The 14793-nt window shown below is 52.5% G+C and carries 13 protein-coding genes; all 13 read right to left on the bottom strand.

Features of this window, described 5'->3' with window-relative positions; genetic code table 11:
• Positions 1–6: 6 nt before the first annotated feature.
• The 13 genes from GPK90_RS19340 to GPK90_RS01760 all read right to left on the bottom strand — a co-directional run bounded on the left by GPK90_RS19340 (position 7) and on the right by GPK90_RS01760 (position 14398).
• Positions 7–3702, bottom strand: a complete 3696-nt coding sequence (locus GPK90_RS19340) for an N-acetylmuramoyl-L-alanine amidase family protein (RefSeq protein WP_275950553.1) — start codon at positions 3700–3702, stop codon at positions 7–9.
• 12 nt (positions 3703–3714) lie between these two features.
• The gene (locus GPK90_RS01815) at positions 3715–4779 is read right to left on the bottom strand and encodes a DUF6273 domain-containing protein (protein ID WP_215701995.1); all 1065 of its coding nucleotides are present in this window, start codon (positions 4777–4779) and stop codon (positions 3715–3717) included.
• A 421-nt stretch (positions 4780–5200) separates the two neighbouring features.
• Positions 5201–6433: a GspE/PulE family protein gene (locus tag GPK90_RS01810; RefSeq protein ID WP_215701994.1), complete on the bottom strand. Its 1233-nt coding sequence runs from the start codon at positions 6431–6433 to the stop codon at positions 5201–5203.
• Positions 6434–6523: 90 nt separating this feature from the next.
• Positions 6524–6910, bottom strand: a complete 387-nt coding sequence (locus tag GPK90_RS01805; RefSeq protein WP_215701993.1) for a type II secretion system protein — start codon at positions 6908–6910, stop codon at positions 6524–6526.
• Positions 6900–7253 (bottom strand): type II secretion system protein, encoded by a 354-nt coding sequence (locus GPK90_RS01800; protein WP_118298258.1) that lies wholly within the window; start codon positions 7251–7253, stop codon positions 6900–6902. The genes GPK90_RS01805 and GPK90_RS01800 overlap by 11 nt, the downstream gene beginning before the upstream one ends.
• Positions 7250–7717, bottom strand: a complete 468-nt coding sequence (locus GPK90_RS01795; protein ID WP_118532160.1) for a type II secretion system protein — start codon at positions 7715–7717, stop codon at positions 7250–7252. Before GPK90_RS01795 ends, GPK90_RS01800 begins: the two co-directional genes overlap by 4 nt.
• A gap of 14 nt (positions 7718–7731) precedes the next feature.
• A complete protein-coding gene (locus GPK90_RS01790; RefSeq protein WP_215701992.1) occupies positions 7732–8775 on the bottom strand; it encodes a type II secretion system F family protein in 1044 nt (347 codons plus the stop codon).
• Between the two features lie 32 nt (positions 8776–8807).
• Positions 8808–9278: a prepilin peptidase gene (locus GPK90_RS01785; RefSeq protein ID WP_215701991.1), complete on the bottom strand. Its 471-nt coding sequence runs from the start codon at positions 9276–9278 to the stop codon at positions 8808–8810.
• Between the two features lie 164 nt (positions 9279–9442).
• The gene (locus GPK90_RS01780) at positions 9443–10081 is read right to left on the bottom strand and encodes an ABC transporter ATP-binding protein (protein ID WP_215701990.1); all 639 of its coding nucleotides are present in this window, start codon (positions 10079–10081) and stop codon (positions 9443–9445) included.
• Positions 10078–10917 (bottom strand): ABC transporter ATP-binding protein, encoded by an 840-nt coding sequence (locus tag GPK90_RS01775; protein ID WP_215701989.1) that lies wholly within the window; start codon positions 10915–10917, stop codon positions 10078–10080. Before GPK90_RS01775 ends, GPK90_RS01780 begins: the two co-directional genes overlap by 4 nt.
• A 12-nt stretch (positions 10918–10929) precedes the next feature.
• Positions 10930–11751 (bottom strand): ABC transporter permease, encoded by an 822-nt coding sequence (locus GPK90_RS01770; RefSeq protein WP_215701988.1) that lies wholly within the window; start codon positions 11749–11751, stop codon positions 10930–10932.
• Positions 11748–12746 carry an ABC transporter permease gene (locus GPK90_RS01765; protein ID WP_215701987.1) on the bottom strand — a complete coding sequence of 333 codons (999 nt, stop codon included), beginning with the start codon at positions 12744–12746 and terminating at the stop codon, positions 11748–11750. The genes GPK90_RS01770 and GPK90_RS01765 overlap by 4 nt, the downstream gene beginning before the upstream one ends.
• The gene (locus tag GPK90_RS01760; protein ID WP_215701986.1) at positions 12737–14398 is read right to left on the bottom strand and encodes an ABC transporter substrate-binding protein; all 1662 of its coding nucleotides are present in this window, start codon (positions 14396–14398) and stop codon (positions 12737–12739) included. The genes GPK90_RS01765 and GPK90_RS01760 overlap by 10 nt, the downstream gene beginning before the upstream one ends.
• Positions 14399–14793: the final 395 nt, after the last annotated feature.

Genomic DNA, 14793 nt, shown 5'->3' with positions numbered 1-14793 from the left:
CCGCCATTATTTCTTTCCAAATGTCTGCACAACCCCGTGAACACACCATGCACCTGTATCATCCACGGTATATCCGTCCGGTGTCATACAGCCCGCCAGCATATGTCCGTTTTTCTGGTCCATATAGTAACATTTTCCGTCGATCCAGTTCCATCCCTTTGTCATTCGTCCCGTCGGTCCAAGGTAATACCATTTTTCTCCCTCTTTCAGCCATCCGGTCTGCATTTTTCCCTGGTTTCCGTCGCTCGTCTTCCGGAGGTAATACCAGCTGCCATCCTTTTCGTCGAGAAACCAGCCGGTCTGCATCCTGCCGTCACTTGCGAAATGAAACCAGGAAGTTTTTTCCTGACCTTCTTTTGCGTATGGATTGTAGATCCAGGCCCATTCACCGGCATAAGTTTTTCCGCCGGAAACAAACCGCCAGCTTCCGTCTGCTTCTTTTCTCCATTCACCGGCAATACTTCCTTTCGGTTGTTCTCCTGTATTCTGCAGCTTTTTCAATACACTTCCCGTACTTCCACTGCCAGAAGAATGTCCTCCGGAACTTCCTGACCATGTCCGGTCTACAAGTTTAAACGTCAATTTTACCGGGATCTTTTTTTCAATAGTTCCTGCCTTCACCGTGATCTCATCCGTGGTTTCCGCCGTATACGGGTATTTCTTCATCGCCTCCGTGATCCAGGATGCGCCTGTATCTGCCGATATCACTCCGTTTTCCGCTTTCACAGCTCCGGATCGAGATCTCCATTCAAGTACAAAATTTCCGTCTCCATTCCCTTTGAGCGCCGCTTCGGGAACAAGTTCTGCCGTGATCTTCTGAGCATCCGAGCCCTCCCAGCTAAGTACCGGGTTGTATCTTGATCCGCTTTTCGTAAGTGTCAGCGCAAAGGTCAGCGTATCCTGATCCGTCCTGATCTCCTCAGGCATCACCACCGTCTGGTCATCCGTCACAAAGTCCACTTTCACACTGCAGGCTGCCGACTGGATATTTCCAAGCGCATCCTTTGCTGCCATGATCACATCCGTGCTTCGGGTCCCATATCCGGTGCGTTTTTCATAAATATGTTCCGCATGAGCCGCGTCATCTGCTTCCATGAGATCCAGGATCCATCTTGTATCCTTTTTGGCGCTCACCTTCGCGTTCCGGTAATCGCCGTCCGCGATCCCTTCTTCCACAAAACCGGCATCCATCTGGATGATCGCATGATCACCGACTGTCCAATTGATATCTTTTTTGTCAAAATAATCCGGTGCAAAGGTCCCCGAAAGGATCTGCGGTGCTGATACTGTGAGTGTCTCCTGCGGATTTTTCCGGTCACCGGTCAGTTTTCTGGTGACTGTAAAATTTAAAGCCGTCTTATTGAGAGATGCTCCTTCCGCCGCGACCTTCGTCCGGTCTTTGATCTGGAAGGTTACCGGGATCCTGCAGTTTGCCGTCACAGACTTCTCCTCGAAACTGGATACAGGTCTCGTTTTTGCCGTCAGGACAGCAAGTCCACCCTGAATTCCGTTTCCGTAAATCGTATCCTCGATCGGATACCGGTACTGTTTCTTTGCCTGCTCTGCCTCAGCCTTCCCGACGATGTCCTTAAAAAATCCGGCATTCAGATTCAGCTCGATCGAAGCGCTCTTTTTCGTATATCCGGACTCATCCTCATCATCATTTTTCTTTAAAAGGATCAGTTCATCATCGTCCACGCTCCATCTCACCGCCTCATCAGCGACATCATTATTCTTATCGACTACCGCCTGGATCTTCACATCCTGGACCTTTGTCCCTGCTTCCGGCTTTCCGTTCAGATATCTCGCCAAAAGTTTTCCCGCGCTGTCCCGCACTTCCGTTGTGATCGACGGGTTCATCCGGTCGCCGGTGCGCTCCTCTGTGACCCTGAAAGCAAATTCCTGAGGCTCCACCCGCACGCCTGCAGCCACCTTCTTATAGACAGCAGATACTTCCGTGTCATGCTCCGGCATCACAAACTGGTAGGAACCGCCTGTCTGATAGCTCGTCTTCCTTCTTCGCCCCAGAGAGTCCGTATAAGTCGGCACACCGTCCATCTGGAATTTTTCCGTCTCCGTATTCCTGGGCGCTGTGAGGACTGTCACCGTGTCCCCGGCCACCACTGCACCCCGGTAAGCTTTATGAAATTCTTTACTGTACGCGGACGGACCTTTTGCTGTGAGAACTGCGACATCGTAGAAATTCTCTGAATTTGCCGCCGTATCCACCTGGAGAACCGAAAGCAGATATCCCCGCACTGGCCGTCCCACGGAATTTGGTGCGAAATGGTCCGGAGTATACAGGCCCTGTCTCGCCGCATCCTCCGTATCCACGACATGGAGGACTCCGTTTTCGAGTTCCTCGTAGAAATAGAGCTCATCCTCTTTCTTTACATTCTGTCCCTGGACTAATGTGTAGAAATTATCGCCCTTGTTCCAGAAGCCGATATGGGCATCATATGAAAACCGGTTATCATCCGAAACTCCGGAACCACAGACTCCGGCCGCGATCTTTTCCTCCGTGTCTGCGAACAGATACGCTGCGTCCGCGCCAGCCTCCGCACCATAGCGGAAATGGAACCCAGTATCGTGCGTTCCGATGAAGGTTCCCTCCCGCGCCGCACTTCCGAGTCCGGAGGACGCGATCGTTCCCTCAAATCTCGCCACTTTGATCTTTCCGGAGGCATATTTTCCGGTAATTCCGCCGATAGACTGGGCACCGCTTCCGCCGATGGTCCCCATCACATGCGAATTAAAGATATCTGCAGAATTCTGAAAGCCCGCAATTCCGCCAACATAACCACCGCCCTGGATCCTGGCGCTCAGGCTGTCCCCAGTATTCACTTCACAATCCGCGATCAGTGACTCGGAGGCCCGCCCGGCAATTCCGCCAATGAAGATCTCCTTTCCGCTTCCCGCGTCGATCGCCACATGGTCGGAAACACAGTTTTCCATCACAGAATCTTCCAGAACATCCGCGGTCACTCCGCCAACGGTGCCGGTAGTCCTCAGTGTCCCATTTACCGTCACATTCCGGATCACCGAATGCTTTGCCCGGCCCGCAAGAATTCCTCCATTTTCCTTCACTGTGATCACATGTCCCGGCTTTACTTTAAGATCCGTGATCTCCGCATTCTCCACCATTCCGAACAGTCCTCCAAAGTCCCAGGACGGCTGGTACATGCGAAAATTCGAGACAGTCTTCCCATTTCCGTCAAAATGACCTTCAAACGGACTCACTTTTCCCGCCCGCATATCCGCACCGGTTCGGTAAAAACCGATCGGGATCCAGTTCATGCCGCCGAGATCGATATTTTTCCCCAGTTCAAACCAGGCACCTCTATAATTACCCGGGTACGTTCCCTCCCCGCTTCCAATTTCCATTCCCATGGACGCGAGAACCGCAAGTCCGATCAGATGCTCTTTTGTCGTGAGCTGGTAAGGTTTTTCTTTGCTTCCGTCTCCGGATCTTCCACTCAGGAAGCTCATATCACCTACATCCGCACCCCAGATCTCATCGTCCGCCGCGAATACAGCGATCTTCCCGGACGCATCCGACGCAGTCGCGATTTTCCCCTCCGCCGTCTCCACGCTTCTTAAAACTGCCATTCCCTTTACCGGTGTTCCGAGCGCCATGCAGACTCCTAATCCCGCTAACATCATCCGGCTCTTTCTTCCTCTGTTTTTTCTGCTCTTTTTCATATTTTCTCCCCTCTATGCCTGCGGCAGACAGAACGCCGGACAGATTCCGATCCCGCTATCCGACACATCCGCCTGTCTGAGGCATCCGTTTTCCAGATCTACAACATATTCCCTGTTTCCGTATACAAAATTTCCATACTCGTCTGTCTCATAAGCCGGTGTGCGGAGCCAGAATCCCCTGCTGTAAGAACTTCCCTTTCCTTCCGGGTTCCAGATCTCCTCCCGGTACCGGTACGCCTCCTCAAGAGACAGCAGAAAGAAGCGGTCCCGGCATTCCTGATACGAAAGCCGGCAGCTCCGAAGCCCATCCATCCGGGTCTGCGCAAAATCTCCGGTTTCCGTCCTTCCTGTAAATGCGGTTACTGTTCCCGTGTATACAAAGTCCGCATCCGGAACCGTATTCTCCTCCTGTTCTCCCAGCCACTTTCTTACCCGGGATTTCTTATAATTATTATTCTCCCCGAACGAAAGCAGGACCCGTTCCTCATATGTGCTCTCCACGTCAGACCGGATCACACACTCCGCCAGAAACAGCGCGCGTTTTCCGTAGTTTCCGCTTCCATCCTGATAATCATCATCAATGCAGCGGAATCTGCAGACTTTTCCCGCGACATTCCGCAGGATCACATCGCCGATCTTCCAGGACGCCCGGTCTTTTTCATCCCCGAACTGATCTCCTGTTCCGGGCACTTTCTCTTCTCCGGGATCCGGCGCCCGCCCCCGCCACTCAAAACCGATCCGGCAGTCCGAAAACAGCTCACCGTTCACACTTCTCGTTCCAAGATCTGTCTTTGAAATATTGATCACATCCGGAAACATCTGCGCGATCACCAGCGTATCAAATGCACTTTCTCTTCCTGTTACCGTGATCTCCTGTCTTCCTTCCCGGTCTGCAGCAGATACGGATTCCATAAAGAATCTTCTGCCTGCTTCCCGGTCCTGCAGGATCACCTGCTCCGCTGCCGAGATCTCTATCGGTCTCTCCGCCGCATAGGGGACAAGTTCCCCGCTGCAGCCTGCGAGTGCGCCAAAAGAACCTGCAGCAGCAAGCCACTTTACCATTTTCCTTCGATTCATTTTTCCTCCTGGATATTCCGGCTAAAGCCGCCGGCGGCTTTTCGATGAAGCAGACACCATCTGCTTCCGGAGATTTTTAAGACTTTAAAAAGATCTGTCATGATTTGACTGGAATGTCCCGGACGGTTCATTCCTCTGTTTGTCCATAACTATATCACAGGACCTTTCCGGAATCCATATCGGATCCGTAAAACCATGCCCCTGTTATTTGGTCAGTTTCACGAAAATATTTTTCTATTTTCGTCATTTTTGCCAATCCGTTTTCATAAAAATCCCTGCAAAGTCAGTGTTTACAGGCATTTGATAATGTAAAAAAGAGTGTGCACCATTGGCACGGAGTGCCTTTGGATTTCACCGGAAGTTCCTTTTAAGAAAAAACGGGACACGCCGCGCGCATCCCGTTTTCTTCTCCATATTGTATTTACCGAACTTCCACCGTCCGCAGGAACTCCTCCATCGGGATCACACCGTCACACACCAGATCTGCCAGCTCTTCCCGCATGGTCCGCATTCCCTGTGTCTTCACTATATATTCCTCGATCTCCCATGCAGGCCGGTTCTCCGCTGTCATCCGCTTTAATTCCCGGTCCATCACAAAGATCTCATGGACCGCAGTTCTCCCTTTGTATCCTGTATTCAGGCAGTGTTCACATCCGCGCCCGCGTTTTGCACTTTTCACCGTTCTTCCAAGCAAACGCTGTTCCTCCTCCGTGAGTTCCACCGCCTCCGCGCAGTGCGGACACACCTTTCTCACCAGTCTCTGTGCCGCCATGCCGCACAGACTGTCCGCCGTGAGGTATGGCTCCACGCCCATATCCGCCATTCTTGTGATCCCGCCCACTGCACTTTTCGTGTGCAGAGTCGAGAGCACCAGATGACCGGTGATCGCCGCGCGGACACTGATCTTCGCAGTCTCCGGATCTCTCGTCTCGCCGACCATGATGATATCAGGATCCTGTCTCAAAACCGCGCGGAGTCCCGATTCAAAGGTAAGTCCCGCCTGTTCATTCACCTGGATCTGGCTGATCCCCGGAAGATATCGCTCCACGGGATCCTCGATCGTCACGATATTTACCGGCTGTCTCAACAGATATTCCAGGATCAGGTACAATGTCGTGGTCTTTCCGCATCCTGTCGGTCCGGTAAGATACAGGATCCCGCCCGGACTCCTCAGGATCTGTATCATCTTCTTATAATTTTCTTCATTCATGCCAAATGTCCCGCAATGATCGATCTCCGTCTTTCTGTCCAGAAATCTCAGCACCATCTTTTCCCCGAAGATCGTCGGGATCACGCTCGTTCTCATATCCAGCTGGATCCCTTTGATCGTCTCCCGGAAATGTCCGTCCTGCGGAACTCTCTTTTTTGCGATATCCATCCCGCTGATGACCTTCGCTCTCGTCACGAGCGGCTGGTACATGGATTTGTCAAACTCCCGGACCATCGTCATCATTCCATCGATCCTCATCCGGATCACAAACCGGTCCTCCCACGGTTCCATGTGAATATCGCTGGCATTTTTCCGGTATCCGAAGATCAGAAGTTCTTCCAGGATCTTCACCGCCGATTCTGTCTCTCTTCCAACCCGTTCCGTTTTTTCCGCGCTCTCTTCCCTGTTTCCATTTCTTCCGTCTCCACCTAATGCAAGCAGCATTTTCACTTCCCCCTATCTCAAAATTTCACTGTCTGGACTGCGGTACCGCCACCGCATAAAAACCAATTCTTTGTCATCGGCATCCCTTATTTAAGGCTGCTGTCCGGGGCTCCCACAAAAAATATTTCCAGATCTCTCATAAAGGACCCGTACCCCCTCAGACACCGTGATCCTGATAAATACGCGGGATTCACTCGAATCCTCCACTGAAATTTCCAGCACGAGATCATCCTCACAAAACGTATCCAGTGAAAGCTCGTCCAGCTCCCCGACCCGGATCGCACCTGTCTGCAATCCGTCCGTCACATGCCGGAAAACGGCATCACCGATTATTTCCGCATGTTCCTGATCCCCTGTCCGCTCCAGAACGCGAACCATCATCCGCCTCATCGGAAAAATAAGAAGCATCAGCATTCCAAACAGCAGGATCGCCGTCATGACTTCCACCAGGGTAAAACCGCCTCTTTTATTCTCCATCTGCAAAAATCTCCTCCATGACCGCCTGATCCGCCCAAAAACCGGTTACCGGACGATCACTGTCTTTCACCGTCTCTTCCACATAGGATCCGGATTCCACAAACTCCTCCCCGCCGATCTCCAGATGGATCTCTGCGGCTGCTGCATATTCCGCATCTCCTGTCAGGCGTTCCACTTCTGTGCCTGCTGCGGAAAGTTCCCGGCTCTTTTCGATCACGCGGGAATACCCTGAAATACAGGAAACGACAGCCTTTGACGCCAGCATCAGAATAAAGAACGCTGTCAATATCTCCACGAGCGTCATTCCGCTGTGATCTGAAAGTATTTTCTTTCTCTTTTTCATGGCGCGTTCTCCTCCTTCCGATCCGCTGTGGATGGTGTATACACGGATAGGCGTTCCCGCCCGAGAACGATCGATGCACTTTCTGTCTGCTCCCGCACCGTACACTCCGCATGCAGCACCAGTTCAGAGCCATCCTCTCGCCAGAAAGATGTCACGACAGTCCTGATCTTTTCTGACTCTCCATTCTCCGTATCCGCCCAGACCACGCCCTCGGTCACCGGAAGACCGTGTCTGGAGACAAGTTTTTCGATCACCTCCGATGACTCTTCTTTCAGGATCTTCCCTGCCAGCACCTGCACGACCGATTCCGCAGCCAGTCTCGCCTCCATTTTCGCGATATTCCGCTCTGCCCGCGCATATCTTCTCGATGCTGAAGAAAACAGTAAAGTCCCAAAGACCATGACGATCATGACTGTGATCAGAACTTCTGCCATAACAAAGCCTTCATGTCCGTTCTTTTTCAATCGGTTTCCTCCTCTCAACTGCCAATACTCCCATACATGTTCCACATCGGTTCCATGATCCCAAGGATCAGAAGACCGGTGAGTGAGCCGATGACCAGGATCATCGCCGGTTCCAGGAGATTCATCAGTTTCGTGAGTGCCAGATCCGCCTCATGTTCATAATTTTCCGCCAGCCTTTTTAACATATCTTCCAGGCATCCCGCTTCCTCACCGGTGACGATCACCGCCGCCAGTTTCTTATCGAAACTGCCGCTCGCCCGGATTGCCTCGCTGAGCAGCATTCCGTTTTTCACGTCTTCCATGATCAACCGGAGTTTCCCATCCAGATAGCGGTTTCCGATGGTCCCGATTGTATACATTAAACAGGATGGGATCGGCAGTCCGCTGGAATAGAGACTCGACATGTTTTCACAGAATCTCGCCGTGCAGATCGTTCTCACCTGTCTTCCCAGGACCGGCAGTGCACACAGCATCCTGTCGTACAAAAGCCTGACCACAGGTCTCGTGATCAGAAATTTCCAGACCGTGAAAAGGATCAGTGCTGCTGCCGGAAGAAAATATCGGTATCGATACAGAAAATGGCTGATCTCCATCAGTGTTCTCGTAAGAAGCGGAAGCTTCACACCTTTAAGGAGTGGTTCCAGCGTCGGAAGGATCGCTAGAAAGACAAACAGGACCAGGAATATCATCATAAAGATAAGGATCTTCGGGTACAGTATAGCACTGCGGATCTTTCCTTCCGTGCGATGTTCTTTTTCATAATGCTCCGAGAGCTTCATAGTCGTTTTCCCGAGATGACCTCCGATCTCCGCCGACCGGATCATCTGGACTGCCAGCTCCGGAAATGCCCCTGTCTCCTCCATGGCATCCCCGATCGCCATTCCATCGGTCATCCGCTGCTTGAAAAGCCGGCATGCCCGGGAAAATCTCTGATCTGTTTCATCCGTTTCCATGATCTCAAGTGCCCCGGCAACCGGAAGTCCCGAGCTTACCAGGACCGAAAACTGTCGGAAAAAATCAGCTAATCCTGCCGTCCCAAGTTTCTTTTGCTTTTTCATGACATATCCCACCTTTTATTACTCTGGATCCCCTACCATGTTCCCCAGAAGAACAGGGAGACGATCTGATCCTCAAAAAGTCTTGCGGCAAATAGTCCCATACAGAGCGCCGGAGCAAACGGGATCCTCGCCCGCTCTCCGAATCTCACCTTTCCAAGTGCCAGCAGGACCACTGACTGAAGTCCTCCAAGAAAAAGTCCCGTGATCGTCCCGATCAGGCATGTTTTCCATCCGAGACAGAATCCTGCGGCTGCCAGCAGCCTGATATCACCGCCACCAAATGCCCCGTCCACAAAAAGATTTGCAAGGTACATGGGAAGTGCTGTGCAGAAGATCCCAATGAGCCGGGCAATAAATGGAATTTCCGGCTCCGTAAATACCGAAAGTCCCGCCAGGATCATCAGCGGAACCAGCACCCGGTCCGGTATCATCATCGTGCGGATATCGGTCCATGCAATCTGGATCAGGACCACCGCAAGGCACAGATCCATACAAAATCTCATCTTTTCCTCCATCGTTTGTAAAAATATTCTTTGAAATTTTCTGTCAAAAAGCAAAACGGCGCAGTTGTCCACTGCACCGCATCAAAAAACCATATTTTTATGTCCCCATTTTACGGAATCTCATAAAGCTTGTCAATTCATTGCCCACATATGGGCTATAAATATCACCCGCGAAGATCAGCCTGCGGATACCGCACCACACGGTCACACACCTTCTCAAGGAGCTCCGGCGAGTGGCTGACCGCGATCATTCCCATCTCCCGCCGTTTCAGTTCCTTCAAAACGAAATCCCAGATCTGTCCCTGCGTGATCAGATCCAGCATTGTCGTCATCTCATCCGCGATCAGAAGTTTCGTCTTTCGCCCCAATGCTCTCGCGATACAGAACCGCTGAAGCTCCCCGCCGGAAACCTCCACCGGAAACCGTTCTTTCCATTCATCCCGGATCCCGAGGCCTTCCTCGATCCGCGCCCGTTTGCCCGGATCCTCAAACGTCCAGTCCCCTTCCGCAAGAACCGTACTCAGGCGCCTTTTCGGATTCACTGAGAGCTCCGGATGCTGCCAGACCATCTGCACCGGGCAGTAACCGCGGATCTTCAGGATCGGCATTCCATCGACCAGGACTTTCCCCTGATCCGGTCTCTCATACCCGGCAAGGATCTTACAAAGCGTTGTCTTTCCATATCCGCTCGGTGCCATGATCCCCACCTTTTCGCCTGGTTCCACCGAAAGATTTACATGATCCAGGATCTGTCTGCTCCCTTTCCCGTATTTAAAAGAAATGTCGATCGCTTCCAGCTTCATCTTCCGTATTCCTTTCGCATGATCTCCAGGATCTCTCCTGTGTCGCAGAGGTTTTCTCCGTCCTTTTTCCAGTTCTTCGGCATGGATCGGAACAGCGCCTTTGTGTACGGATGTTTCAGGTTCTCCTCATTCTGAAAAGCAGCCGCGTCCGTCTCCTCGATGACTCTGCCTCCATAGAGCACGACGACCCGGTCTGCTGTCAAAAGCGCCAGCTCCAGATCGTGGGTGATGAGAAGAACTCCTGCCCCGTCATCCGCCATCTCCCGGAAATGCCCCATAACGCGCGTTGCCGCCTCCATGTGAAGTCCAGGTGTCGGCTCGTCCGCAATGACGAATTTCGGTGTTTCCATCACCGCTGTGGAGATCAGAACGCGCCGCGTCATGCCGCCGGATAGCTGAAACGGATATTTTTCCCGGATATCCGGGGCCAGGCCATAGCGCTTTAGCACCGACAGACATTTCTCCTTCACGGAATGATCCTTTTTCCCGTTCCGGATCTGATCCCCGATCTTCATGAGCGGATCAAGATATGACACACTCTGGGGCACAAAAACGATCTCATGTCCACGGAGCTTTTTTACCCGTTCCGCCGTCAGCGGTGTTCCAAGAAACCGGATCTCCCCGTCCATCGCGCTGTTGTAGGGCAGGATTCCCATGATCGCATGGGCTAACAGACTCTTGCCGGATCCGCTTGATCCCACGACCGCCACGATCTCGCCCGCACGTACCGAGAGGTCCATCTTCTCCACCGCATGGAGCGTCCGTCTCGAAAAACCGCGGTCATACTGTGTAAAGGTGACGGAGAGATCCTCCACTTCCAAAATCGTATCCTTCATCTTCTCCGCCTCCTATTCATGAACACTGCCCGGATCCAGAAGCCTGCACAGCGCCTGACCGATATAATGGAACAGCAGGACCGTTCCCACGAGGAAAAGTCCCGGAAACAGCGCCAGCCACCATTTTCCCATCGCAAGGTACTTCATGCTCTCCGACAGGATCACCCCGATCGCCGGACTTTCCGAGGAAAGCCCAAAGCCCAAAAATGTGATGCTGGCTTCATGAAGGATCGCATGCGGAAACAGGAGGACAAGTCCCGTAATAAACTGCGGGATCAGGTTCGGCGCCATATGGCAGAATGCGATATAAAACTTTCCTTTTCCGAGCTTCTCCGCGATCTTCACATACTGGCTCTGTTTTAGCTGCAGGACCTCCCCGCGGATGAGTCTCGCGAGCGATGCCCAGTGCGTGAACGCGATCCCCCAGACAACACCCCAGAATCCCCGCCCGCAGGCGAAGGAGATCAGGATCAGAAGCAGCATATGTGGAATTCCCATCACGATATCGATGAGCATCTGCACAATGCTGTCCGCCGCTTTTCCGCACACAGCCGCGCAGAGTCCCATAAGAAATGCCGCAGCTGCGCTGACCGCCGCCGTCAGGAGTCCGATCCGGATGCTTAAAGAAAGTCCGGCGATCGTCCGAACAAACATGTCCCGGCCCATCCAGTCTGTTCCGAATGGATACTGGATACAAGGCGCAAGATTTTTTCGCGTAAAATCGGTCTGGATCGCAGCTTCCTTCCAGAAGCTCCCGAGAACCGCAACGAACACCAAAAGTCCAGCTGCCAGGATCAGCAGTGCGAAGCTTTTTCTTCTGCGATTTTTCATCATCTCTGCTTCGCCCCCTCCCGGATCCTCGGATCGATCACACCGTACAAAATGTTTGCCGCAAGATTTCCCGCGGCGACGATGACCGCCGTCACGACTGTGATCCCTAAAAGTAACGGAACATCACTTCCGAGTCCCGCCGTCACTGCCGCCTGTCCCAGTCCCGGGTAGGAAAATACCTGTTCCACAAGGACAGAGCCGCCGATGATCTCACTCACCGACGAGAACTGAAGTGTCATGGCCGGGAGAAGAATGTTCCGGAGTCCATGACGTCTTAAGATCGCCCAGTCCGACTCTCCCCTTGCTCTTGCAAACAAAACGTAATCACTTTCCATGACCTCGATGAGTTTTTCCCTCGTATGAAGGGCGATGGATGAGATTCCCGTGATGCTTAAAGCCGCAGCCGGAAGAACCGCATGCCGGATCCTGTCCGCAATGGAGATTGCCCCTGCATCCATTCCGATCGGAACGCTGAATCCGATCGGGAACCAGTGAAGCTGCACCGCAAATACCATGAGCAGCACCATGGCCACCCAGAACGACGGCGTACTCGCCACAAACAACGAATATCCCGTCACGATCCGGTCCATGACTCCGCCGCGCTTTTTTCCTGCGAGAACGCCAAGGAAAAAGCCGAGAATGCCAGATAACAGCCATGCCGTAAATAAAAGCCATACGGAGCTTAAGACCTTCTCACCGATGACTTCCGCCACCGGTCTCCGGTACAGAAGCGAGGTTCCCATGTTTCCATGAAGGAAGTCTTTCAGCCAGTTCAGATACCGCTCCACCGGCGGAAGATCCGTTCCCCAGTAGCTTCTGAGTCTTGCGATCTGCTCCGGACTCATGGAGCCGAGCGCGGTCTGACCGACGTTTGTCTGGAGCGGATCTATGGGCGAGGCCGCCAGGAGCCCAAACGCCAGAATACTCACAAGGAGTACCATCAGACACATCCGCGCTGCCTGTCTGCCGATCCACAGACCCGTTCTCTTTATTTCCATGTCCACTGGTCAACGTTGTTTACGATCGACCAGCCATGTCCGTGCGGATGAAGTTTCTGCTCCGCAACCTGCAGTCCGTCCTTCACCCAGTATAAATGATCAATATTCACAAGCCAGATCCACGGAAGATCCCCATCCTGGGTGATCCCTGTCGTCCCGTCCCACTGGGCATCTTTCCAGAGTTCATAGGACTTTTCAAGGTCGCTCTCCGCCAGAGCGGCATCCATGTACTTGTCCACTTTCACATTTGCATACGGGGAATATTCCGCATATTTCTTTCCCGGAGCCGTATGGTAAATGTTGTAGAGCTCCATCGGCGTGTGCGCGCCCCATCCCCACATGAGCGGAGTGGACTGTGCGCGGTCGTAGGCGGTATCCCAGCCGACTCCCTCGGTCGTCACGTTGATCCCGAATGCTTTTAACTGGTTTGCCGTGTCCTCCGCAAGTGCCTGGCGGACAGAATCACCGGTCGGATACATCAGGGTGAACTCGGCGCGGACTCCGTCTTTTGTGAGGATCCCGTCTTCTCCGGCTTCCCAGCCATCCTCTTTCAGGATCGCCTTCGCCATATCCGGATCATAATCCGTCTCCGCCGCCGGGTTATACCACGGCATCTGGTCGCAGACGCTGTATGCCACTGTCCCGTACCCGTTTAATACGTGGTCGATCATCTCTTCCCGATTGATCGCAAGGTTGATCGCGCGGCGCACACTTACATCACTTGTAAAATCGTTTCCAAGCGCCACGCCGTTCTCATCGGTCTCCCCCGCCGGGATCACCGGAAGGTTGAAGCCGCGGTTATCGACCGTCTTGCAGTCAAAAAGGGAAAATCCATCGACCGTCTGGTCAGAGTATGCCGCCGATGTGTAAGCAAGATCCACCTGTCCGGAAAGAGCCGCCGCATACGCTGCGTCCTCATCCATAAATAAGACCGTCACGGTCTTCATTTTCGGCGCATCCCCATAATAATCCGGGTTTGCCTCAAAGATCACCTGCTGCCCTTTGTCCCACTGTTTCATGATATAGCGGCCGGAACCGATCGGGTTCGTTCCATAGTCCGGACCATAAGCGTGTTCCGGGACAATCCCCGTGATCGCCATCGTGTACGGCCAGATCGAATACGGACGGTTCATATCAAACTCGACCGTGGTATCATCCAGCGCTCTCGCCTCTTTTAACATCGTAAAGTCATTGACCGAGCTGTTGTCCCGCAGTGTATTGTAAGTGAATGCCACGTCCTCCGCCGTGAGTTTCTCCCCATCGGTAAACTTTACGTCATCGCGGATCGTCACGGTCCATGTCATCCCGTCATCACTGACATTCATATCTGTCGCCAGGTCATAACCGATCGTCATATCTGCCTTTGTGACGGTCAGCGTGCTCTGGATCAGCGGCTCATGGACATGTTCTCCAGCTCCCCAGCCGTAAGCCGGATCAAATCCTGCCTCCGGCTCGGAGGACGGTCCCATGACAACGATGACGGAGTCTTTCCCGTTTTCTGCTGCCGCGCCTGTGTTCTCCGCAGCAGCGGAGGAACCGGATGCGGAGCTTTCCGCTGTCCCCGCGTCCTTTCCGGAACAGCCGGCCATGGAACATACCATGGCGGCTGCCGTCAGAGCTGCCAGTATTGTTTTTATTGTTCGTTTTTTCATGAATTTATCCCCTTTTCTGTCCTGAAACCATGTGCAATGACACACTTTTACTCCAGACACGAGTGCAAAAAAATACCAGAAAGAAGCATACATTCTGTATGCGTCAACCTTCCTGGTATTGTTTTATCGACTCTTTTTACGATCTGTATGTCATCTCGCTCTGATGACGTACAGATACGAATATTTTTATCGTGTTCTGTTTGCAAACCGCCTTGGGCGGGCTCTTTTCCGAGTATGGGCTTCAGCCGCATAATAGTAATATTATAGTAAACTTTTTTTCAAAAATCAATGTTTTTCCTGTCCATGACTTTGCAGCCTAAAATGAAAATTTAAATTCCACTTCTCCAAAGGGCGGTGGAGTTTACTCTTGCACAGTTGATATTTACTCATGCATA

Source organism: Clostridium sp. MCC344 (genome assembly GCF_018785365.1).
In the GTDB taxonomy this organism is placed as follows: Bacteria; Bacillota; Clostridia; order Lachnospirales; family Lachnospiraceae; genus Pilosibacter.
The sequence above is the reverse complement of the archived record's forward strand: the minus strand, read 5'-3'. Positions and strand labels throughout refer to the sequence as shown.

Excerpts from the sequence above, each read along its gene's own strand:
- GPK90_RS19340 (WP_275950553.1), bottom strand. The coding sequence starts at position 3,702 with ATGAAAAAGAGCAGAAAAAACAGAGGAAGAAAGAGCCGGATGATGTTA.
- GPK90_RS01815 (WP_215701995.1), bottom strand. The coding sequence starts at position 4,779 with ATGAATCGAAGGAAAATGGTAAAGTGGCTTGCTGCTGCAGGTTCTTTT.
- GPK90_RS01810 (WP_215701994.1), bottom strand. The coding sequence starts at position 6,433 with ATGCTGCTTGCATTAGGTGGAGACGGAAGAAATGGAAACAGGGAAGAG.
- GPK90_RS01805 (WP_215701993.1), bottom strand. The coding sequence starts at position 6,910 with ATGGAGAATAAAAGAGGCGGTTTTACCCTGGTGGAAGTCATGACGGCG.
- GPK90_RS01800 (WP_118298258.1), bottom strand. The coding sequence starts at position 7,253 with ATGAAAAAGAGAAAGAAAATACTTTCAGATCACAGCGGAATGACGCTC.
- GPK90_RS01790 (WP_215701992.1), bottom strand. The coding sequence starts at position 8,775 with ATGAAAAAGCAAAAGAAACTTGGGACGGCAGGATTAGCTGATTTTTTC.
- GPK90_RS01785 (WP_215701991.1), bottom strand. The coding sequence starts at position 9,278 with ATGAGATTTTGTATGGATCTGTGCCTTGCGGTGGTCCTGATCCAGATT.
- GPK90_RS01780 (WP_215701990.1), bottom strand. The coding sequence starts at position 10,081 with ATGAAGCTGGAAGCGATCGACATTTCTTTTAAATACGGGAAAGGGAGC.
- GPK90_RS01775 (WP_215701989.1), bottom strand. The coding sequence starts at position 10,917 with ATGAAGGATACGATTTTGGAAGTGGAGGATCTCTCCGTCACCTTTACA.
- GPK90_RS01770 (WP_215701988.1), bottom strand. The coding sequence starts at position 11,751 with ATGATGAAAAATCGCAGAAGAAAAAGCTTCGCACTGCTGATCCTGGCA.
- GPK90_RS01765 (WP_215701987.1), bottom strand. The coding sequence starts at position 12,746 with ATGGAAATAAAGAGAACGGGTCTGTGGATCGGCAGACAGGCAGCGCGG.
- GPK90_RS01760 (WP_215701986.1), bottom strand. The coding sequence starts at position 14,398 with ATGAAAAAACGAACAATAAAAACAATACTGGCAGCTCTGACGGCAGCC.